Origin of the sequence: Arthrobacter ginkgonis (genome assembly GCF_039540195.1) — a bacterium.
Classification (GTDB): Bacteria; Actinomycetota; Actinomycetes; order Actinomycetales; family Micrococcaceae; genus Zafaria; species Zafaria ginkgonis.
The window spans coordinates 121000-142554 of the sequence record NZ_BAABEO010000015.1 but is presented as its reverse complement, the minus strand read 5'-3'; the positions used below and the strand labels follow the sequence as shown (position 1 = coordinate 142554).

At 68.9% G+C, this 21555-nt stretch carries 16 protein-coding genes; 13 read left to right on the top strand and 3 right to left on the bottom strand.

Translation table 11 applies throughout. From position 1 onward, the window contains the following. Positions 1-18: 18 nt before the first annotated feature. From ABD912_RS11625 to ABD912_RS11590, 8 genes are all read left to right on the top strand, one after another. The gene (locus ABD912_RS11625) at positions 19-891 is read left to right on the top strand and encodes a sugar phosphate isomerase/epimerase family protein (RefSeq protein ID WP_345150947.1); all 873 of its coding nucleotides are present in this window, start codon (positions 19-21) and stop codon (positions 889-891) included. Positions 892-908: 17 nt separating this feature from the next. Then, positions 909-2084, top strand: a complete 1176-nt coding sequence (locus tag ABD912_RS11620; RefSeq protein ID WP_345150945.1) for a Gfo/Idh/MocA family protein — start codon at positions 909-911, stop codon at positions 2082-2084. 2 nt (positions 2085-2086) lie between these two features. Next, the gene (locus ABD912_RS11615) at positions 2087-3085 is read left to right on the top strand and encodes a sugar phosphate isomerase/epimerase family protein (RefSeq protein WP_345150944.1); all 999 of its coding nucleotides are present in this window, start codon (positions 2087-2089) and stop codon (positions 3083-3085) included. A gap of 135 nt (positions 3086-3220) precedes the next feature. Further along, a complete protein-coding gene (locus ABD912_RS11610) occupies positions 3221-4954 on the top strand; it encodes an ABC transporter ATP-binding protein (RefSeq protein WP_345150943.1) in 1734 nt (577 codons plus the stop codon). A 63-nt stretch (positions 4955-5017) separates the two neighbouring features. Then, positions 5018-7003 carry an ABC transporter ATP-binding protein gene (locus tag ABD912_RS11605; protein WP_345151015.1) on the top strand — a complete coding sequence of 662 codons (1986 nt, stop codon included), beginning with the start codon at positions 5018-5020 and terminating at the stop codon, positions 7001-7003. A gap of 24 nt (positions 7004-7027) precedes the next feature. After that, a complete protein-coding gene (locus ABD912_RS11600) occupies positions 7028-7687 on the top strand; it encodes a pentapeptide repeat-containing protein (protein WP_345150942.1) in 660 nt (219 codons plus the stop codon). A 197-nt stretch (positions 7688-7884) separates the two neighbouring features. Continuing rightward, a complete protein-coding gene (locus ABD912_RS11595) occupies positions 7885-8658 on the top strand; it encodes a CPBP family intramembrane glutamic endopeptidase (RefSeq protein WP_345150941.1) in 774 nt (257 codons plus the stop codon). Further along, positions 8655-9890, top strand: coding sequence for an MFS transporter (locus ABD912_RS11590; protein WP_345150940.1), 1236 nt, complete (start codon positions 8655-8657; stop codon positions 9888-9890). The genes ABD912_RS11595 and ABD912_RS11590 overlap by 4 nt, the downstream gene beginning before the upstream one ends. Positions 9891-9903: 13 nt before the next feature. On the opposite strand, the gene ABD912_RS11585 is transcribed toward ABD912_RS11590, so the two are convergent. Both ABD912_RS11585 and ABD912_RS11580 read right to left on the bottom strand, forming a co-directional pair. After that, positions 9904-11298, bottom strand: coding sequence for an MFS transporter (locus tag ABD912_RS11585; protein ID WP_345150939.1), 1395 nt, complete (start codon positions 11296-11298; stop codon positions 9904-9906). Positions 11299-11369: 71 nt separating this feature from the next. After that, entirely contained in the window at positions 11370-12437 is a 1068-nt protein-coding gene (locus tag ABD912_RS11580) for a Gfo/Idh/MocA family protein (RefSeq protein WP_345150937.1), read from the bottom strand. 228 nt (positions 12438-12665) lie between these two features. On the opposite strand from ABD912_RS11580, the gene ABD912_RS11575 reads away from it, so the two are divergent. Both ABD912_RS11575 and ABD912_RS11570 read left to right on the top strand, forming a co-directional pair. Next, positions 12666-13934, top strand: coding sequence for an MFS transporter (locus ABD912_RS11575; RefSeq protein ID WP_425548054.1), 1269 nt, complete (start codon positions 12666-12668; stop codon positions 13932-13934). A gap of 68 nt (positions 13935-14002) precedes the next feature. Then, positions 14003-15355 carry an MATE family efflux transporter gene (locus ABD912_RS11570; protein ID WP_345150935.1) on the top strand — a complete coding sequence of 451 codons (1353 nt, stop codon included), beginning with the start codon at positions 14003-14005 and terminating at the stop codon, positions 15353-15355. Between the two features lie 20 nt (positions 15356-15375). On the opposite strand, the gene ABD912_RS11565 is transcribed toward ABD912_RS11570, so the two are convergent. Further along, positions 15376-15600, bottom strand: coding sequence for a hypothetical protein (locus ABD912_RS11565; protein ID WP_345150933.1), 225 nt, complete (start codon positions 15598-15600; stop codon positions 15376-15378). Between the two features lie 63 nt (positions 15601-15663). On the opposite strand from ABD912_RS11565, the gene ABD912_RS11560 reads away from it, so the two are divergent. The 3 genes from ABD912_RS11560 (at position 15664) to ABD912_RS11550 (ending at position 21527) form a co-directional block, all read left to right on the top strand. Next, positions 15664-16236, top strand: a complete 573-nt coding sequence (locus ABD912_RS11560; protein WP_345150931.1) for a DUF308 domain-containing protein — start codon at positions 15664-15666, stop codon at positions 16234-16236. Between the two features lie 38 nt (positions 16237-16274). Beyond that, positions 16275-16574, top strand: coding sequence for a hypothetical protein (locus tag ABD912_RS11555; RefSeq protein ID WP_345150930.1), 300 nt, complete (start codon positions 16275-16277; stop codon positions 16572-16574). 180 nt (positions 16575-16754) lie between these two features. Next, a complete protein-coding gene (locus ABD912_RS11550; protein WP_345150929.1) occupies positions 16755-21527 on the top strand; it encodes an NAD-glutamate dehydrogenase in 4773 nt (1590 codons plus the stop codon). Positions 21528-21555: the final 28 nt, after the last annotated feature.

Below are 21555 nucleotides of genomic sequence, written 5' to 3'. Positions count from 1 at the left end.
AGCAGAGGAGACAGGTCAGTGAACGTCCCAAGGAACCGGCCCATCGGGGTCAACACCTGGGTCTGGGCGTCCCCCCTCACCGACGCCAACCTGCCTCCCCTGCTGGCAAGGATCGCCGCCATGGGGTTCGATGCCGTCGAGCTGCCGCTCGAAAACGCCGGGGACTTCACGGCCGGCACCGTCCGGCAGGCCCTCGCGGCCACCGGGCTAAGGCCCTTCATCGTCGGGGCGATGGCGCCGGGACGCGACCTGGTACGGACGGACGCGGCAACGGTGCAGGCCACCCAGGACTACTTGGGTGCCTGCATCACCCTGGCACACGACGTCGGTGCCCCGGCGGTCTGCGGACCGTTCTACTCCCGCACGGGGCGGCTCTGGCGGATGGACGCTGACGAGCGCGCGGAGGCGTACCGCCAGCTGCGTGCGAATCTGGCGCCGCTGGCCGCCCAGGCCGCGGAAGCCGGCGTCGTCCTCGGCATCGAACCGCTCAATCGGTACGAAACCTCGCTGGTCAATACCGTCGAACAGGCCCTCGAGGCGCTCGGCCCGCTGCTGGGACACGGTGTGGGGCTCGCCCTGGACAGCTACCACCTCAACATCGAGCAACGTTCCAGCGCCGGCGCCATCCGGCTGGCCGGCCAGCACCTGGTCCACCTGCAGGTCTGCGGCAATGACCGCGGCGCGCCTGGCGGGGACCAGACGGACTGGCCGGAACTCATGCGCGCCCTGGACGACGTCGGCTACCAAGGCCCGCTGAACATCGAGAGCTTCACCGCGGACAACGCGGCCATCGCCACCGCCGCCTCGATCTGGCGGCCGCTGGCACCCACGCAGGACGCCCTGGCCGCAGACGGCCTGGCCTTCCTGCGCAGCCTGTCGGCCCGGGTCTGAACAAGGAGAACAACATCATGACAGCCTCTGTCCCCGGCCATTCCCCCGCACTGGGCGTTGCGGTCCTGGGCTATTCGTTCATGGGCAAGGCGCACTCGAACGCCTGGCGGAATGTGAATGCCTTCTACGACACGCCCGCTGTGGCGCAGCGGCTATTGGTGGGCAGTGACCGCGAACGGGTGGCGGAGGCCGCCGGGCGGTACGGGTGGAGCGAGAGCTCCACCGATTGGCGCAGCGTGCTGGAGCGCGATGACATCCAGATCGTGGACATCTGCACTCCGGGACACTTGCACGCCGAACTGGCCATCACCGCGCTGGAGGCGGGCAAGCACGTCATCGTGGAAAAGCCGCTGGCCAACACGGTGGGGGAGGCGGAGCGGATGGCTGGGGCCGCCGTACGGGCGCGGGAGCGCGGCATCCAGTCCATGATCGGCTTCAACTACCGGCGCGTGCCGGCGCTGGCACAGGCCCGCAGCATGATCGCTGCGGGCAAACTCGGTACCATCCGCCAACTCAAGCTCGCCTACCTGCAGGATTGGCTGGCGGACGAACAGGCGCCGATGACCTGGCGGCTGCGCCGGGAATCCGCAGGTTCCGGGGCGCTCGGCGACCTGGCCTCGCACGCGGTGGACCAGATCCGGTTCCTGCTGGGCGCCGAGGTGCAGTCCGTCTCGGCCACCGTCCACACCTTCGTCACGGAGCGTCCCGGCCCTGCGGGAACCGAGGCGGTCACCGTGGACGACGCCGCTTGGGCCACGCTGCGGCTCGATTCCGGGGCCGTGGCCAGCCTGGAGGTCTCCCGCATGGCGTCCGGCCGGAAGAACGCCCTGCAGATCGAGATCTACGGTTCCGGCGGGCACCTGCGTTTCGACCTGGAGAACCTGAACGAACTGCACCATTACGACACCGCGGCCCCGCCGGAGCTGCAGGGCCCGGCCCGGATCCTGGTCACCGACCCCGCCCACCCCTATGCCGGTTCATGGTGGCCTCCCGGCCACATTCTGGGATGGGACCACACCTTCACCAGCCAAGCCGCGGATTTCCTGCGCAGCCTTGGCAGCGGGGCGTCTCCGGAACCGTCCTTCGAGGACGGACTGGAGGTCCAGAAGGTGCTCGACGCCGTCGAGCGCAGCGCCGCCCGTTCCGGTGCAACCGTGGATCTTTCCTTGCCCACCATGACGCCAAGGAGTTGACCATGGCACGGAACTTCACGCTCTTCACCGGCCAGTGGGCCGACCTGCCCTTCGAAAAGGTCGCCGAGCTCGCGGCCGGCTGGGGCTTCGACGGGCTTGAGATCGCCGTGTCCGGGGACCATCTGGACGCCTGGCGGTGGGACGACGACGCCTACATCGAGAACCGGCTGGACATCCTGGCACGCAACGGCCTGAAGGTCTGGGCAATCTCAAACCACCTCAAGGGCCAGGCCGTCTGCGATGATCCCATCGATTTCCGCCACCGGGACATCGTCGGCGAGCGGGTCTGGGGCGACGGCGATCCGGAAGGAGTGCGGGCCCGCGCTGCAGAGGAAATGAAGCTCACCGCCCGCCTGGCCCGGCGTTTGGGCGTGAAGACCGTGGTCGGTTTCACGGGATCCTCCATCTGGCAGTACGTGGCCATGTTCCCCCCGGTGCCGTCCGCGGTGATCGACGCCGGATACCAGGCCTTCGCCGACCGCTGGAACCCCATCCTGGACGTCTTCGACGAATGTGGCGTCCGCTTCGCCCACGAGGTCCACCCCTCCGAAATCGCCTACGACTACTGGTCCACGGCGCGAGCCCTGGAGGCCATCGGGCACCGGAAGGCCTTCGGACTGAACTGGGATCCGAGCCACTTCATGTGGCAGGGCCTCGACCCCGTGGCCTTCATCGCCGACTTCGCCGACCGGATCTACCACGTGGACTGCAAGGACACCAAGATGCGCATGGGCGGGGGCCGCAACGGCATCCTCTCCTCGCACCTGCCTTGGGGAGACCCGCGCCGCGGCTGGGACTTCGTCTCCACCGGGCGCGGGGACGTGCCGTGGGAGGACAGCTTCCGGGCGCTGAACGCCATCGGCTACGACGGCCCGGTCAGCATCGAATGGGAGGATGCGGGCATGGACCGTCTGCAGGGAGCCCCGGAGGCCCTGGCCTTCCTGAAACGCTTCGACTTCACACCCCCGCAGGCCGCCTTCGACGCCGCGTTCAGGCAGTAGCGGGAGGCGCCGGGTCACGGATCCGCGACGCCGATTCGGTCAGGTCAAAGGCCCGGGCGGTTGGCAGCGGGTTCACCAAAGCGTCGGTGCGCGCAGGTAGAGTGGCCCTTGCTCTCGGCAACGCAAAGGACTCGCATGCTTTTCCGTTTGATCCTCCAATACTCAAAACCCTACTCAGGCTGGATCGCGGCCGTGCTGGGCTTCCAGCTCGCCACGACCATCGCCACCCTCTACCTGCCCAGCCTCAACGCCCAAATCATCGACAAGGGCGTGGCAACGGGGGACACCGGCTTCATCTGGAACACCGGCGCCGTGATGCTCGGCGTCGCGTTCGTCCAGGTGCTCACGGCCATCGCCGCCGTCTACTTCGGTGCGAAGACCGCCATGGCCGTCGGCCGCGACCTGCGAAGCTCCGTCTTCCGAAAGGTCTCCTCCTTCTCGGCCCAGGAGGTCAACCGCTTCGGCGCACCCACGCTGATCACCCGCGGCACCAACGACGTCCAGCAGGTCCAGATGCTGGTGCTGATGGGCCTGAACTTCATGGTCGCGGCCCCCATCATGTGCATCGGCGGCATCATCATGGCCCTGCGTGAAGACGCCGGCCTGTCTTGGCTGGTGTGGGTCTCCGTGCCGCTGCTGGTGGCCATCGTCGGCGTGCTGATCCGCTTCCTGATGCCCCTGTTCCAACTCATGCAGACCCGGATCGACGGCATCAACGGCGTGCTGCGCGAACAGATCATCGGCATCCGCGTGGTGCGCGCGTTCGTCCGCGAACCGTTCGAGACCGAGCGCTTCCGCGGCGCCAACGAGCGGCTGACCGAGGTGGGCGTCAAGGTCGGCAACCTGTTTGTGCTGATGTTCCCGCTGATCGGCATGATCCTGCACTTGGCCACGGCCTCCGTGCTCTGGTTCGGCGGCCACCGCGTCGACGCCGGGGAAATGGAGATCGGCGCGCTGACCGCGTTCCTGCAGTACCTGCTGCAGATCCTCATGGCCGTCATGATGGGAACGTTCATGGCGATGATGATCCCGCGCGCGGCGGTCTGCGCCGGGCGCATCTCCGAGGTGCTGGGCACCGAGCCGTCGCTGCGCGACCCCGCCGAGGTCCGGGCCGAGGCCCCGCGCCGCGGCGTCGTCGAATTCCGCGACGTCACGTTCGGGTACCCGGGCGCCGAGGCGCCGGTGCTCAGCGGGCTCAGCTTCACCGCCGAGCCGGGCAGGACGACGGCGATCATCGGCTCCACGGGTGCCGGCAAGACCACGCTGCTCAACCTCATCCCGCGCCTCTACGATGCCGCCTCCGGCCAGGTCCTCATCGACGGGGTTCCGGTCACCGAGCTGACCCGCGCCCAGATCGCGGCGCGGGTGGCCACCGTCCCGCAGCGGCCGTACCTGTTCTCCGGAACCGTGGCCACGAACCTGCGCTTCGGGGCACCCAAGGCCAGCGACCAGGACCTGTGGGACGCGCTCGAGACCGCCCAGGCGGCGGGCTTCGTGCGCGAAAAGCCCGAGCAGTTGGACTCCACGATCTCGCAGGGCGGCACCAACGTCTCCGGCGGCCAGCGCCAGCGCCTCTGCATCGCCCGTGCCCTGGCCGCGAAGCCGAGCGTCTATCTCTTCGACGACTCGTTCTCCGCGCTGGACGTCACCACGGACGCCAGGCTGCGTGCGGCCCTGAAGCAGCCCACCAAGGACGCCGCGGTGATCATCGTCGCCCAGCGCGTCTCCACCATCACGGACGCGGACCAGATCCTCGTCCTCGACCACGGCGAGATTGTCGCCCGCGGCACCCATGAGGAGCTCTTGGAAACGTCGGACACCTACCGCGAGATCGTCGAGTCCCAGATCAGCGTGGAGGAGGTGGCCTAGATGGCACGGAAGAAAGAACGCCCGGCGGACACCGTCGCCGCGCCAGAGGAAGAACTCGGCGACATGTCCATCGACGACGGCTGGGGAGGCCAGCAGTCCGTCCGGAAGGCCAAGAACTTCTGGCCCTCGGCCAAGCGCCTCCTGGGTCTGCTGGCGCCGGAAAAGGCGGGCATCGCCGTCGTGCTGTTCTTCGTGACGATCAGCGTGGTGCTCACGGTCATCGCCCCGAAGGTGCTCGGCCAGGGCATGGACATCATCTTCTCCGGCGTGGTCGGCAAGGACATGCCCGCCGGCATGAGCCAGGAGCAGGTGGTCGAGGGGCTGCGCGCCCAGGGCCAGAACGACCTGGCCGACATGATCTCCGGCATGCAGCTGGTGCCCGGGGCCGGGATCGACTTCGTCGCGCTCGGCAGGATCATCATGATCGTGCTGGCCATGTACTTCGTGGCCTCCCTGTTCATGTGGGCGCAGGGCTACGTGCTCAACCGCCTGGTCATGCGCGTGGTCTACACGCTGCGCAAGGACGTCGAGGACAAGCTCAACCGGCTGCCGCTGAACTACTTCGACACCCGGCAGCGCGGCGACCTGCTCTCCCGCGTCACCAACGACGTGGACAACATCCAGAACGCTTTGCAACAGGCGTTTGCCCAGCTGGTCCAGTCGGTGCTGCAGGTGGTGGGCATCGTCATCATGATGTTCATCGTGTCCTGGCAGATGGCCCTGATCGCGCTGATCGCGCTGCCGCTTTCCGGCGTTGCCGCCGGCGTGATCGGCGCCCGAGCGCAGGGGCTGTTCAAGGAGCAGTGGAAGTCCACGGGTTCCCTGAACGGGCAGATCGAGGAATCCTTCTCCGGCCACGAACTGGTCAAGGTGTTCGGCCGTGAGGCGGAGAGCCTGGAGCGCTTCGAGGAGCGCAACGAGTCGCTGTACAAGTCTTCGTTCGGCGCGCAGTTCGTCTCCGGCATGATCTTCCCGGTCATGCAGTTCGTCTCCTACCTCTCCTACGTGGGCATCGCCGTGGTCGGCGGCCTGCGCGTGGCCTCGGGGCAGATGTCCCTGGGCGACGCCACCGCCTTCATCCAGTACTCGCGGGAGTTCACGCAGCCGCTGGGGCAGATGGCCGGCATGGCCAACATGCTCCAGTCCGGCGTCGCGTCCGCCGAGCGGACCTTCGAGCTGCTGGACGCCGAGGAGCAGGACGCGGAGACCGCCACCCGCCACCTGCCCGAGCGCACCGACGGGCACGTGGAGTTCCGCGACGTCACGTTCTCCTACGACGCGGCCAAGCCGCTCATCGAGGACCTCTCCTTCGACGCGCACCCCGGCCACACCGTGGCGATCGTGGGCCCCACCGGCGCCGGCAAGACGACGCTGGTGAACCTGGTGATGCGGTTCTACGAGCTGGACGGCGGGTCGATCGCCCTCGACGGGGTCGACATCACCGAGCTGTCCCGGGCGGAGCTGCGCTCCAAGGTGGGCATGGTGCTGCAGGACGCCTGGCTGTTCAACGGCACCATCATGGAGAACATCCGCTACGGGCGGCTCGACGCCACCGACGAGGAGGTCCTCGCCGCGGCCAAGGCCACCTACGTGGACCGGTTCGTGCGCGCCCTGCCGGAGGGCTACCAGACGGTCATCGACGAGGACGCCACGAACGTCTCCGCCGGCGAGAAGCAGTTGATCACCATCGCCCGGGCGTTCATCGCCAACCCCTCCCTGCTGATCCTGGACGAGGCGACCTCCTCCGTGGACACCCGCACCGAGGTGCTGGTCCAGCACGCCATGGCGGCCCTGCGCACCGACCGGACCAGCTTCGTCATCGCCCACCGGCTCTCCACCATCCGCGACGCTGACACGATCCTGGTGATGGAGTCCGGCCGGATCGTCGAGCAGGGCAACCACGCGCAGCTGCTCGCGGCCGGCGGGGCCTATTACCGGCTCTACATGTCCCAGTTCGCCGGACCCGCGCATGGAGAAACCGAGCCAGGCGCAGGCGAGGAAGGCGCTGGCGAACCGGCGGGGGAACCGGCAGGGGGCCAGCGGAGCTGACGGAACACCCCTAGGCTGGAGGGCATGCCCAACCACGCACCCAAGCCCCCGCGCCTGCCCGCCGACGTCCCGCCGTCGTACTCCGGTGCCGGCGACCTGTCCGCGCTCGGCGCGGACGGGCTCGCGGAACACCTGCTGTACGACTCGGACGACGCCGAGGGGCTGGACCTGGAGGACACGGTGTTCCGGGACTGCCTCTTCCGCCGCGTGGCGCTCCACGGGGCCCCGCTGCTGCGTGCCAGCTTCGGGGAGTGCCGCCTCGAGGACCTGAACGTCCCGGTCCTTGAGGCGGCCAACTCCGGGTGGCGCAACACGCGGATCGTGCGCTCCCGGATCGGGTCCGCGGAGCTGCACGGAGCCTCGCTGCGTTCGGTGGCGTTCGACGGCGGCAAGCTCGGCTACGTGAACCTGCGCGCGGCCAAGCTGGGCGACGTCCTGTTCCGCGACGTCATCATCGACGAACTGGACCTCGGCGGCGCCTCCCTGGAACGCGTGGCGTTCGAGGACTGCCGGATCGACTCGCTGGTGCTCAACGGTGCCAAGCTGAAGGACACCGACCTGCGAGGGGCTCAGATGCGCCGGCTCACCGGGGTGTCCGGGCTGCGCGGAGCCACCATCGACGGGTTCCAGTTGCAGGACCTGGCCCCCATCCTGGCCGCCGAGGCCGGGCTGACGGTCCTCTGACAGGCCCCTCGCCTCATACCGTTCCTGAGCCTCCCCGCCCTCGCTGGCGCTCGGACGGGGCCCCTCGCCTCATACCGTTCCTGAGCCTCCCCGCCCTCGCTGGCGCTCGGACGGGGCCCCTCGCCTCATACCGTTCCTGAGCCTCCCCGCCCTCGCTGGCGCTCGGACGGGGCCCCTCGCCTCATACACTGGGGTTCATGCAGCTGCCGCCATCGGGCCAGTACGGTCCCAGGATTACCCGCCCCGAGAAGCGCCGACAGCCGGTGTTCGATGCCGGCCCGTTCCGCCTCGGGGACGCAATCATGCTGGTGCTCTACGTGCTGCTCTTCATCTTCGGTTTTGCCGCGCTGCTGTACCAGATCCCCGGCTTCCACGAGATGTTCAGCACCCCGGACGCGGCCACCTTCGCGGTGAACCTGATCGGCTACGCCATCCTGTTCGCCGGGGCCATGGCCATGGCCTTTCCCGTGCTCTGGCACTCCTTCCGCACCTTCCTCTACCACCCGTGGGCCAAGGGCTTCATGATCCCGGGGGCATGGATCACCGCCCTCCTGATCAGCGCCGTCACCCTGATGGTGCTGGGCCAGGCGGTCAAGAGCCAGAACCAGCTGACCATCGAGAACCTGACCACCTCCATCCCGTTTCCCACGATGTTCGTGGTCGCCGTCGTTATGGGTCCGTTCGTGGAGGAATACGTCTTCCGCCACCTACTGATCGGCAAGCTCAGCCGCAAGGTCAACACCTGGGTGTGCGTGCTGCTCTCGGTGGCCCTGTTCGCCGGCATCCACTTCGTTGGTTCCGGAAGCTTCGACCCGGTGGCGGCGGTGCCCTACATCAGCCTCGGGGCGGTCATCAGCGTCGCATACGTGCTCAGCGGCAAGTCGCTGGCCTACTCGTACGTCCTCCACGCGTTCAACAACGCCATCGCCCTCATCATCAGCTACACGGTCCTGCCGCTGATCCAGCCATGACGGATGCCAGACAAGCGAACGCCGCGGGCGAGCACCCCTGGGGCGGGCATCCCCACGGCAGCCCCGGGTACCGGAGGATCATCCTGGCGCTTTTCGCCGCGGGCGTGGCGACCTTCTCCCAGCTCTACTCGGTCCAGGGCGTCCTGCCCGAACTTGCCCGCGACCTGGACGTCACGTCCGCCCAGGCCGCGCTGGCCGTCTCCGCGGCGACATTGGGCCTGGCCACCGCCGTGATCCCGTGGTCGGCCGTGGCGGACCGCATCGGCCGGCTGCGGACGATGGTGATCGCGGTGATTGCCGCCGTCGTGCTGGGCCTGCTGGTTCCCGCGGCGCCCGGCTACGAGGCGCTGCTGGCCATCCGCTTCGTCGAGGGGATGGCGCTGGGCGGCATTCCGGCCGTGGCCCTGGCCTACCTTAGCGAGGAGGTCTCCGCGATGTACGCGGCGGTCGCCGCCGGCACCTACATCTCCGGAACCTCCCTCGGCGGGCTCGCGGGGCGCCTGGTCGCCGGGCCGCTGAGCGAGTTCGTCGGCTGGCGCATCGGCACGCTGGTGGTGAGCCTGATGGCGGCCTGCGCCGCCGTCGTCTTCATCGTCTCAGCGCCCAAGCCGCGCGGCTTCGACCCCGTACCCCGCTCGGCGCCCGGCGCGCAGTCGCTGTGGCGCAAGCTCAAGGCCAACCTGCGCAGCGCCCCGCTCCTGGCGCTGTACGCGCAGGGGTTCCTGCTGATGGGCGGGTTCGTGGCCGTGTTCAACTACCTCGGGTTCCGGCTGGAGGCGCCGCCGTTCCTGATCCCCGCGTCGCTGTCCTCGCTGGTGTTCGTCGTCTACCTGTCCGGGACGTGGTCCTCGCGCAGGTCCGGCACGCTGGTGGTGCGGCGGGGCCGGCTGCCGGTGCTGCTGGGCTCCATCGGCGTCATGGCCTGTGGCCTGGTGGTGACGCTGGTGCCGTGGCTGCCGGCGATCGTGGCCGGCATGCTGCTCTTCACGGCCGGCTTCTTCGGGGCGCACGCGGTGGCCAGCGGGTGGATCCCGCAGCTGGGCATCGGTGGGCGCGCGCAGGCCGCCTCGCTGTACAACCTGGCGTACTACGGGGGATCGAGCCTGTTCGGGTGGGCCGTGGGCCTGGCCTTCGTGCCCTTCGGATGGCCCGGGGCGGTGGCGTTCGTCGCGGTGCTGATGCTGCTGGCGGCGGCGCTGGCGGCCGGGCTGCTGCGGCACGCCGAGGCGTAGCAGCCCGCGGAGCCTAGCGGGGAGTGGAGGGCCGGTTGAGTTTTTCCAGTTCCAAGGCTTCGGTACGGTCGGTGTGCAGCGCGTCGATCTCGGCCAGGGTCAAGGCCTTGGTTTCCTTGGCGGTCAGGGCCGCTGCAACGGAGACGAGGCAGGCAAAGCTGACGAACATTGCCACGGCCAGCCAATTGGTGCCCTCGGGTCCGGCCAAGGCCGAGGCGACCACGGGGGTGAGCCCGCCGGAGATCGCGAAGCCGATCTGGGTGCCCATGGCCAGGCCGGTGACCCGAACGCGGGTGGGGAACATCTCGGCGTAGAAGGAGGGCCAGATGCCGTTGGCCATCGAGTAGAAGAACCCCGAGAGGATGAGGCCGAAGACGAAGATCAGCGGCCAGTTCCCGGCGGCCACTGCCTGGAGGTAGGGGTACATCATCACGGCCGGCCCGATCACCCCGACGATGAAGACCGGCTTGCGTCCGATCTTGTCCGCCACGATGGCGGCCACGGGGATCATGAGCAGGGCCAGGGCGTTGGCCGAGACGGAGACCAGCAACATGGTGGTGCGCTCGAGGCCGACCACCGAGGTGGCGAAGGACAGGGACCAGACCAGGAAGACGACGTTGACGGTGTTGATCATCGCCGCCGCGGCGATGCGGATGACCGCCGTCTTGTGGTACTTCATCATCAGGGCGAGCGGTGTGGCCGGCTTTTCGCTGGGCAGCTCGGCGCGGGCCTGCTCGAAGGCCGGGGGTTCCTCCAGCTTGCGGCGGATGATCCAGGCGACGACGACCACGAAGGCCGAAAGCCAGAAAGGTATGCGCCAACCCCAGGAGAAAAGCTGCTCCTCGGTGAGCAGCTGGGTCAGCGGGATGAACACGGCGGTGGCCAGCAGGGTGCCGAACTGGGTGCCTTGAAGAGTCCAGCTCGTAGTGAAGGCGCGGCGGGGCTCGTCGGCGTGCTCAAGGGAGACGGAGATGGCGCTGGCTTGCTCGCCGGAGGCGGACAGGCCTTGGATCATGCGGCACACGACGAGCAGGGTCGGCGCGAGCAGGCCTACCTGCTCATAGGTGGGCAGGCAGCCTACGGCGAAGGTGGCCCCGCCCATCATGAACAGGGTGAGCATCAGCACGAACTTGCGTCCGAACCGGTCGCCGAGGGGGCCCATGACCAGCGCGCCGAGGGGACGGACGACGTAGGCCACCCCCACGGTGCCCATCGACAGGAGGATGGCCACTCCCGGGGAGGTCGTGTCGGGGAAGAAGAGGTGGTTGAGCACCAGTGCGGCGGCGGTGCCGTAGACGGCGAAGTCGTAGTACTCCAGGGCCGACCCGATCCAGCTGGCCAAGGCAGCCTTGCGGGGCGTTTTGCCGTGTGTTGGGGCCGTGCCGGCTGGCGGGGAATTGTGTGACATGACGGGCTCCTTTGGTGAGTGCTCCGTGGTGATGCCACGGCCGTGGCGGTGTTGTTGGTCTGGGGTGGGCTTCAGGAAGGGGCGGGGTCGGCCGGGAGGCCGAGGGGGACGTTGACGGGCTGCCCGGTGCGGGCTGCTTCGATCACGGCTTGGACAACGCGGAGGGACTGCAGGCCGTCCCGCGCCGTGACCTTCGGCTCGGCTTCGCGGCGGACGACGGCGGCGAAATGGTCAAGTTGCAGGTCCAGCGGGTCCTGGCGCCGGATCGGCAGGACGGTGGCGGTGAAGGGTTCCCACCACGAGGCTTTTCCCTCATAGGTCCGCAGGCGCATGGTCGGCACGGAGATCGATCCGCGGGTTCCGGCTATGTGGTAGCAGTCCTCATCCGGCGCGGTGTCGTAACTGGGGTTCTCCCGACTGGTCTGTTCCCAGGATCGGCCGGAGGCTGCGGCGTCGGAAATGATGAAGGTGCCCAGGGCGCCGTTGGCGAACGTGAGGGTGATCGCGGCGGTGTCCTCCACGGCGAAGCCGCGGGTGGCATTGCTGGAGGTGGCCTGCACCCGGACGATCTCTCCGCAAAGGGCCCGCAGGTCGTCGACATCGTGGATGAGATTGATCAGGATCGGCCCGCCCCCGGCTTCGCGCCGCCAGGGCGCGGCTTCGAAGTAGTCGTCGGGTTTGTGGAAAAGGGCCGAGCCCATGACCGCCACGGGGTTCCCGAGGGCTCCGGAGGCCACCGCCTTTGCGGCGGCATCCAACAGCGGGGAATAACGGCGGTGGTGGCCGATCAGCAGCGGAACGTCGGCGGCCTCGGCGACGGCAACCATCCGCTCGGCCGCCTGCAGCGTGTCGGCGATCGGCTTCTCCACGAGGGCCGGAACCCCGGCGTCGACCGCTGCCAGGGCTCCCTCGCAATGCAGGGCGTTGGGGGTGGCGAAGATCGCTCCGTCGACCTCGCCCAGGGCCTTGTCCAGATCCGCGGTCACGATCGTGCCTGGACCGAACGCGGCATCGGCGGGCTGCAGGAACGGGTCCACCACGTAGGCCAACTCCATCTGGGGATGGTCCCTGACGCGCTGGGCGTGCTGACGTCCGATCAGCCCCGCCCCAACGACGGCGATACGCAGCTTCTGGCCCATGTCAACTCTCAAATGGTGGGAGTAGCTCGGTATATCGATTTCCCAGAATGGTCCACGTCACATGGCGTGTCAAGAAAGGCGCATAATGGCCGCGGGAACGGTGGGCAACCCCCTGGGCCTGCTCCCCGTGCCCGGCAGCATAGGGGGAGTGGCGCCGGGGGGCCTTACGGATTCTGGGTGCCAGAATCTCGTGGCCGCCCCCACGTGCCCTCCCTCACAGTTTTCAGCATGCGTACCACCCCAGAGCGCGTCATCGGCGATGCGCACACCCAAGCCTCCCCCTTGGAAACCGGCCCGGCCCCCCTGAAACGGTCCTCCCTCATGGCCGTGCTCGTGTGCTGGCTCCTCATCGTCTTTGACGGCTACGACCTGATCGTCTACGGCACCGTGCAGTCGTCCCTCCTCGCCGAACCGGGCTGGGGGCTGACGAAGGCCACCGCCGGAACGATCGGTTCCGCGGCCTTCCTCGGAATGCTCATCGGAGCCCTGCTGGCAGGCCGGCTGGCCGACCTGCTGGGGCGGCGCCGGACCATCCTGGCCTGCTCCATCGCGTTCTCCGTCCTGACGGTCCTGTGCGCCTTCGCGCCGAACCCCTTCGTCTTCGGAGGACTCCGGCTACTGGCCGGCATCGGCCTCGGCGGCCTGGTCCCCTCGGTCAACGCGTTGACCGCCGAACTGATCCCGGACCGCTGGCGCTCGGCCATGGCCACCCTGATGATGTCCGGTGTCCCCATCGGCGGCTCGATCGCGGCCCTGACCGGCATCGTGGCCATTCCCGCCTTCGGATGGCGCTCCATGTTCCTCCTTGCCGTCGTCGGCCTCGTGGTCCTGGTTCCGCTGGGGTTCAAGTACCTGCCCGAGACGCTGGAGCACCCGGCATCCGCCGACCGGTCGGACCGGGGCCCGAAGACCGGCTTCGGATCACTGCTGCGCGCTCCCTACCGCGGCGCATCGATCCTGTTTGCGGCCATCACGCTGGCCACCCTGTTCGCCTGGTACGGGCTGGGCACCTGGCTGCCGAACCTGATGCAGCTGTCCGGGTACAACCTGGGATCGGCCCTGACCTTCGCCCTGGCCCTGAACCTGGGCGCCGTGGCCGGCTCGATCGTCACCGGCTGGGCCGGGGTCCGCTTCGGCACGATGCGGACCGCGGCAACCGCGGCGGCCCTGGCGGCGGCGGCGCTCCTGATGCTGGTCAGCCAGCCGCCGGTCGCCGTCGTCTACCTCGCCCTGATCCTGGCCGGCGTCGGCACCCACGGCACCCAGGCGCTGGTCATCGCCGCCGTCGCAAGCCGCTACCCCGAGCAGCTGCGCGGGACCGCGCTGGGCTGGGCGCTGGGCCTTGGCCGCATCGGCGCGGTCATGGCGCCGCAGGTCGGCGGCCTGCTGCTGGCCGCCGGACTCGGCGTCAGCTCGAACTTCATCGCCTTCGCCGCGGCCGCCGCCCTCGCCGCCACCCTGCTCGGCGTGCTGGTCCGCAGGGAGCGCACCGCCTGACCCGCAGGGAGCCCCGCAACAAGGCGGGGGGACGGTCCACGCCGCCGCCAGCAACTACGCTGGCTTAGGTGACCACCCCGCAGAAGCCGACAGCCCTCGCCCCCGCCGAGCCGCGCCTGGGACGGGCGATCCTGGCGCTCGCCGTCCCGGCGCTCGGCGCCCTGATCGCCGAGCCGCTGTTCCTGATCGCCGACACCGCGATCATCGGGCACCTGGGCATCGAGGAACTCGCCGGCGCCGGCCTGGGGACCACCGTCCTGCACACCGCCGTCGGACTCATGATCTTCCTCGCCTACTCGACCACCCCCGCCGTGGCGCGCCAACTGGGCGCCGGGCGCATGGACCGCGCGCTCGCCGCCGGGCGCGACGGCGTGTGGCTGGCGCTGGGCCTGGGCCTCCTGCTGGCCGTGGCCGGCTGGGTGGCGGCCCCGGCGCTGGCCGCCTCCATGGGCGCCACCGGCGCGGTGCTCGGCTTCGCCACCGACTTCCTGCGCTGGTCCATGCCCGGGGTGCCCGCCATGCTGCTGGTGCTGGCGGCCACCGGCGTGCTGCGCGGCCTGCAGGACACCCGCACCCCGCTGCTGGTGGCGGGAATCGGGTTCGCCGCGAACATCGTCCTGAACTTCGTGCTGGTCTACGGGGCCGGACTGTCCGTCGCCGGGTCGGCGCTGGGCACCTCGATCGCGCAATGGGGAATGGCCGCGGTCTACCTGTGGCTGCTGGTGCCCCGGGTCCGCCGCCACGGGGTGCGGTTGCGCCCGCACGGCCGCGGCGTGCTGGCCACCGGCAGGGTCGGGTCCTGGCTGATGCTGCGCACGGCGAGCCTACGCCTGGCGATCCTCGCCACCGTCTGGGTGGCCTCCGCGCAGGGGACGCTGACGCTGGCCGCCCACCAACTGGTGTTCACGATCTTCACCTTCCTGGCGTTCGCGCTGGACGCGCTGGCGATCGCCGCGCAGGCGCTGATCGGCAAGGAACTGGGCGCCGGGGACACGGAACGGGCCGGGCGGCTGACCGCCACCATGGTGCGGTGGGGCCTGGGCCTGGGGGTGGCCACCGGGGCGCTGCTGGCGCTGGCGGCGCCCTTCGCGGGAGCGCTGTTCACCCCGGACGCCGAGGTCCAGCGGGCGGCGGCGGTGGGGCTGTGGGTGCTGGCGGCCGCGCAGCCGCTGTGCGGGCTGGTCTTCGTGCTCGACGGCGTGCTCATCGGCGCCGGGGACGCGCGCTACCTGGCGCTGGCCGGCGTCGTGACCCTGGTGGTCTACCTGCCCCTGCTGTGGTGGGTGGCGGCGGTCCCGCTGCCCGCGGCCGCCGCGCTCCTGTGGCTGTGGATCGCGTTCGGCGCTGGATTCATGGGGGCCCGGGCGGGCACGCTGCTGTGGCGCGTGCGGAACGGGCGCTGGATGGTGGCGGGCGCATAAGTCTCCGGCGCGACGGCGGATCAGGCACCCGTGGGCGGGTGGAAACCCTCCGCGTTCGGCGGATGCTGCTGGTAGTAGTCGACGTCGGCGGCGTCCGCTTCGACCCTGAGCTTCTCGATCTGGTTCAGCGCCGCCTTGCGCTCGGCGACCGGTCTGTTGCCGTCATTCATGATGGCCTGGAGCTCATGGATGCGGCGGTAGAGGTCGTCCCGCTCGGCGCCCGTCACCGGTTTATTGGAGGACATGCTCCGAGCGTAGACCCGGGCCTCGCCCGGAAGGAACGCCCGCGGACCAGTAGAATCGAAGGCGTGCCTGCCCTGAAAACCCCCGTCGACGTCGCCACCGCCGTGTGGAAGCCCGTTACCCTGCGGGCCGCCGCGGCCCTTGCCTTCGGCGCGCTGTCCATCTTCTGGCCCGCCCCGAGCGCCTCGACGGTCGCCTACTGCCTTGCCCTGTTCCTGATCGTCAGCGCCAAGGCAGTCTGGGACTTCGCGAAGGCCCCCGTCATTCCGGACGGCGTGCGCGGGCTCCTGGTGGCCCCGGCCGCGGTGTGGCTGCTGGCGGCGGTCGCCCTGGTGATCTCCCCGGAAACGGTCACGATCGGCATCGCCGGCGGCCTGGCGTTCCTTCTCGCCGGCGCGCTCGAACTCGCCGGCTGGTTCCGTTCCCGCCGGGACCTGGTCCCGGCCCGCGACCTGGCCATCACCGGCGTCGTCTCCCTCGGCACCGGCGTGGGCCTGCTCGGCGGCCTGGGGCTGGGACTGGATGCCCACGGATTCTTCGGCATCGCCGGCGGCGGGGCCATCATCACCGGTGTGTTCCTGCTCATCGCTGGCCTGGGCTACCGCTACGATGCCCGGAGCACGGACGCGCGCCGGTAGACTGGGTCAGACCCCAATCCATTTCAGGAGGCATTACCGTGGGCAGCAACCCGTCCCAGCCGAAGCGCACGTGGCAGCAGAGCATCAAGGCTCCGCTGATCTTCTCCCTGGTGATGGGCCTGATCGCCGGCGGCGTCGCCGCCATCTCCTCCACCGGCGGGTCCGACCGTCCGCTGCGCATCGACATCGGCCTGACCGCCTTCGGGGTCGCCTTCGTGGCCTGCCTGCTGGTGATTTCGGTGCTGACCATGGCCAGCAAGGACAACCCGTCCGAGCTCAGCGAGGGCTCCGGCGTCAACCGCTCGTCCAAGCACCCGGACAAGAAGCCCGAGGCGTAGCCGCCATTCGGCGGCAGGCAACTCCAGCCAGCAGACAGGAACAGCCCGGCCTCGGCCGGGCTGTTTGCATGTGGGCACGAGGGGGGCGGCCAGCAGAGACTGGACTGCGCAGGGGGAGGCAGCCATGATGGGTCCAAGGGTATGGGCGTGAACCATAAACCGCCAGATGGTGGATGAAGCGTGAAAGACTCGGGAGAGTTCCTCGCGGGCTATTACCGGCACTTTTCGGCCGAAGACCTTCAGGGCTACGGTCCCGATACATTGCGGCGCCGGGCGCTGTACCACTTCGATATTGCCTCCGACCGCCGTCCGGGCCACGCTGCGGCAGGGATCCTGACCGAAGCCGACGCCAGCGTGGTGGCCATCGCCACGGACAACATGCCCTACCTGGTCAGTTCCGTGACCGCCGAACTCACGCGTCACAACGCCGCCATCCGCTTGGTCGTCCATCCCACGTTCGCGGTTTTGCGGGACCGGGCCACCCACCGGATCCTGGACATCCACCCTGCGCCCTCCGCGGGAACCACGCCGCGCTTTGCGCCCACGGACAGGGAAGTCGTCTGCGAAGAGTCCTGGATCGCGGTGGAAATCGGCAGAGTGGGTGAGGCGACGGCAGAGGAGAAGCTCCTGGACGGCCTCCGCACGGTCCTGGCCGACGTGAAGTCGGCGGTTTCCGACGCGCCCGCGATGCACCGGCAGGCACGCGCCGTCGCCAGAGCCCTTGGCACCCTGGCCCGCACCGCGGACATCCCGGACCTGCAGCAGGCCAGGGACCTGCTGCACTGGATGGCCAAAGGGAACTTCACCTTCCTGGGCTACCGCGAATACGGCGTGGACACGGAGCACGGCGACGACATGCTGGCCGCCCGGGAATCGACGGGGCTCGGACTCCTGAGGGAACCGTCCCGGGGGTTGGGGCAGCCCCGGTCCGCGTCCGGGCTGCGCGGACCGGATGACCGGCGGCTCCTGACACTGACCAAGGCCGATTGGCTCTCGACCGTGCTGCGGCCTGCGTATCTTGACCAGATCGCGGTCAAGAGCCACGGCACCGACGGCAGGGTCAACGGTGAATGGCATTTCATCGGGCTGTTCGCCCCCAGCGCCTACAACCAGCCGGTGCGCGACGTGCCTATTGTCCGGGACAAGGTCAACGAGGTCATCCGACGCTGCCAGTTCCCCCCGGATTCGCATTCGGCCCGGACCCTGCAGACCGTGCTGGAGTCCTATCCGCGGGACGAACTGTTCCAGATCGACGTCGATGATCTGGTCCCCATCGCCGAAGGCATCGTCCATCTGCAGGAACGGCGCCGTACCCGGTTGTTCCTGCGCGCCGATACGTATGGCCGGTTCGTCTCGGCGCTGGTGTTCCTGCCCCGCGACCGCTACAGCACAGGCGTCCGCCAGCGGATCGAGCGCGAACTGGGCCAGTCATTCCACACGAACACCATCGAGTTCGCGACCCAGCTCAGCGAATCCGCGCTGGCCCGGGTGTTCTTCCGCATTTGGCTTCCCTCCGGCCACCGCCTTCCCCGCCTTGACGTGCCGGCACTGGAGCGGCGGCTGGCCGCGACGGTTCGCTCCTGGGCCGAAGGCGTCGAGCAGGTCCTTCGCGACAGGTTTCCCGCCGAGGAAGCCGCCCGGCTGGCCCTGCAGTGGTCCGAAGCGTTCCCCGCCAGATACCGGGTGGATTACGAGGTCGACGACGCGGTCGATGACCTGGGGCGGTTCGAATCCTTCGACCGTCAGCGGGCCGGCGGACGCGACGACGCGGTGGTAGCGGTCCAGGTGCGCCCGGGTGCCGCCAACATCCTGGCCGAGGACGCGCGGATTAAGCTGTATTTCGCCAAGCCCCGAAGCCTGACCCAGATCCTGCCGTTCTTCCACAACCTGGGGCTCGAGGTCATTGACCAGCGGCCCTTCGAGATCCGGCTCGGCGACGGCCAGGAGTTCTTCCTCTACGACTTGGGCCTGAAGTACCCCGCCGGTGTCGATCCCGCGGAAACCAGCGGCTTGCTGGCCGATTCGTTCCGCGCCGCAATGCACGGGGATATCGAGTCGGACAGCTTCGACGGCCTGGTGCTCACCGAGCGGATCGAGTGGCAGCGCGTTGTCATCCTGCGCAGCTACGCCAAATACCTGCTGCAACTGGGCACCACCAACTCATACGGATTCATGGCCGATGTGCTGCTGGCCAACGTGCGCGTCACCCGTGCGCTGCTGGACCTGTTCCAGGCCAGCTTCGATCCCGGCCTCGGCGGCATTGAACGGACCCAAGGCATCGAAACCGCCCGGAAGGAACTGGGCGCAGCCATCGACGAGGTGCCCACCCTGGACGCCGACAGGTTGCTGCGCACCTTCATGAACCTGATCGAGGCCACGCTGCGGACCAATTACTTCCAGAATCGGCCCTACCTCAGCTTCAAGTTCAACCCGTCGGCCATTGCCGCGTGCCCGTTTCCCCGACCCGCCTACGAAATCTGGGTCTATTCCCCGCGGGTGGAGGGGGCGCACCTGCGCTTCGGCGCCATCGCCCGCGGCGGATTGCGCTGGTCGGACCGCCGGGAAGACTTCCGCACGGAGATCCTCGGCCTGGTCAAGGCCCAGACGGTCAAGAACGCCGTCATCGTGCCCACCGGGGCCAAGGGCGGCTTCTTTGCCAAGCGGCTGCCCCACCCCGCGTACGACCGCAATGCGTGGCTGGAGGAGGGGCGCGAAAGCTACCGGACCTTTATCCGCGGCATGCTGGACCTGACCGACAACCTCATCACCACGGATACCGGGAAGACCGTGGTCCCGCCCCCGAACGTGGTCCGCCACGACGGCGACGACGCCTACCTGGTGGTGGCGGCCGACAAGGGCACCGCAACCTTCTCCGACACCGCGAACGAATTGGCCCGGGAGTACGGTCACTGGCTCGGCGACGCCTTCGCCTCCGGCGGCTCGGTCGGCTATGACCACAAGGCCATGGGCATCACCGCCCGGGGCGCTTGGGTGTCGGTCGGGACGCACTTCAGCGAACTCGGCATCGACATCGACCGCGAGGACTTCACCGTGGTGGGCATCGGCGACATGAGCGGGGACGTGTTCGGCAACGGCATGCTCCGCTCCCGGCATATCCGCCTGGTCGCGGCGTTCGACCACCGCCACATCTTCCTGGATCCGCAACCGGAGCCGGAAGCCTCCTACGCCGAACGGCGGCGCCTGTTCGACCTTCCCCGGTCTTCCTGGGCCGAGTACGAACCTTCCGCGATCAGCGGCGGCGGCGGCGTCTACTCCCGGCAGGCCAAGTCCATCGCCATCACGGGGCCGGTCCGCCACGCCCTGGGCCTTGCGGAAGGAACGACGGCGCTGGCGCCCCAGGACCTGATCCGGGCCATCCTGCTGGCGCCGGTGGACCTGCTCTACAACGGAGGCATCGGCACGTACGTGAAGGCATCCTCCGAGTCCCATACCGAGGTGGGGGACAAGGCCAATGACGCGGTCCGGGTCAATGGCAATGAACTCAGGGCCAAGGTCGTGGTGGAGGGCGGAAACCTGGGCGTCACCCAGCGGGGCCGGATCGAGGCGGCCTTGGGCGGGGTCCTCGTGAACAGCGATGCCATTGACAATTCCGCAGGCGTGGACTGTTCGGACCACGAGGTCAATATCAAGATCCTCATCGACAACATGATTGAAACCGGACGGATGGAGGGCGGCGAACGCGCGGATTTCCTGCATTCGTTCGCGGACGAGGTTGCCACGTTGGTCCTGAAAACGAATGCGGACCAGAACGTTCTGCTGATGAACGACCGCTACCAGGCCTTGCAGTGGAGCCCGGGTTTCGAGCGGATGATGGACAGGCTGGAGTCCTCGGCAGGCCTCGACCGCGGGCTGGAGGCACTGCCCGGCACCGAGGAACTGCATGAGCGGCTGGCGGCAGGCAGTGGCCTCACCGGTCCGGAGCTCGCTGTTCTGTGCGCCTATGCCAAGACCGAACTGGCCGGACAGCTCAACGCCAGCGGTCTGGCCGATGATCCCTGGTTCGAGCGGACCCTGCGCAGCTATTTTCCGGCACGGCTGTCCGAGCGGTTCGAAGCGGAGTTGGACAGCCATCCGCTCCGCCGCGAGATCATCAGCACCGTGGTGGCCAACGACATGATCAACATGGGCGGGATCGCCTATGCCTTCCGGGCCATGGAGGAAACCGAGGCGCCCCCGGAGGCCGTGGCCCGAGCGTTCGTGGTGCTGCGGGACGTCTTCGACCTTGACTCGACCATGGCCGACCTGGCGGCGCTGCCGCCAAGCTGTCCCGCGGATAACCGCTGCACCATGGCCGGGGAAATGCGGCGGCTGCTCGATCGGGGAACCCGATGGTACGTCACCCGAGCTGGGCAGGAGCAACCGATCGCTGACGCCATCGAGCGGTTCAAACCCCGGATCGGCCCGCTGTGGGCGGACCTGTTGAGCTACCTGGGCGCCGCGGACCGGGAGCTTCTGCGCGCCCGCCTGGCCGACCACATGGCCGGCATCCCCGCGGATCTGGCCCGGCGCACGCCCCTGCTCTTGATGGGATTCGGGCTGCTGGACCTGGCCGTCATCACGGAGCAGATCCGGGAACCGATGCAACGCATCGCGGCGGTCCTCTTTGCCATCTACGACCGGCTGGGCGTCATCCCGCTGCTGATGCTGATCACCGCCCTGCCGCGGCGGAACCGCTGGGAGTCCCTGGCGCGGGCTGCGCTGCGCGATGATGTGTATTCGGCCGTGGCGGACATGACCGTTGCCGTCATGCAGACCACCGGGGCTGACGCCGAGGCCGATGCGGTGGAACGGATCGCGGCCTGGGAAGGGCAGCATGCCGTGCAGGTGGCTCGCATCATGGCGACGCTGGCGCAGCTGGCCAAGCCCGGGGAAGCGGACATTGCCTCGCTTTCCGTCGCCCTGAAGCAGCTGCGCACCGTCGTTCGGCGCTAGTGCCGCACCTGCGACTGTTGGCCCCCGC

Excerpts from the sequence above, each read along its gene's own strand:
- ABD912_RS11580 (WP_345150937.1), bottom strand. The coding sequence starts at position 12,437 with ATGGGCCAGAAGCTGCGTATCGCCGTCGTTGGGGCGGGGCTGATCGGA.
- ABD912_RS11585 (WP_345150939.1), bottom strand. The coding sequence starts at position 11,298 with ATGTCACACAATTCCCCGCCAGCCGGCACGGCCCCAACACACGGCAAA.
- ABD912_RS11610 (WP_345150943.1), top strand. The coding sequence starts at position 3,221 with ATGCTTTTCCGTTTGATCCTCCAATACTCAAAACCCTACTCAGGCTGG.
- ABD912_RS11575 (WP_425548054.1), top strand. The coding sequence starts at position 12,666 with ATGCGTACCACCCCAGAGCGCGTCATCGGCGATGCGCACACCCAAGCC.
- ABD912_RS11615 (WP_345150944.1), top strand. The coding sequence starts at position 2,087 with ATGGCACGGAACTTCACGCTCTTCACCGGCCAGTGGGCCGACCTGCCC.
- ABD912_RS11605 (WP_345151015.1), top strand. The coding sequence starts at position 5,018 with ATGTCCATCGACGACGGCTGGGGAGGCCAGCAGTCCGTCCGGAAGGCC.
- ABD912_RS11595 (WP_345150941.1), top strand. The coding sequence starts at position 7,885 with ATGCAGCTGCCGCCATCGGGCCAGTACGGTCCCAGGATTACCCGCCCC.
- ABD912_RS11620 (WP_345150945.1), top strand. The coding sequence starts at position 909 with ATGACAGCCTCTGTCCCCGGCCATTCCCCCGCACTGGGCGTTGCGGTC.
- ABD912_RS11600 (WP_345150942.1), top strand. The coding sequence starts at position 7,028 with ATGCCCAACCACGCACCCAAGCCCCCGCGCCTGCCCGCCGACGTCCCG.
- ABD912_RS11565 (WP_345150933.1), bottom strand. The coding sequence starts at position 15,600 with ATGTCCTCCAATAAACCGGTGACGGGCGCCGAGCGGGACGACCTCTAC.
- ABD912_RS11590 (WP_345150940.1), top strand. The coding sequence starts at position 8,655 with ATGACGGATGCCAGACAAGCGAACGCCGCGGGCGAGCACCCCTGGGGC.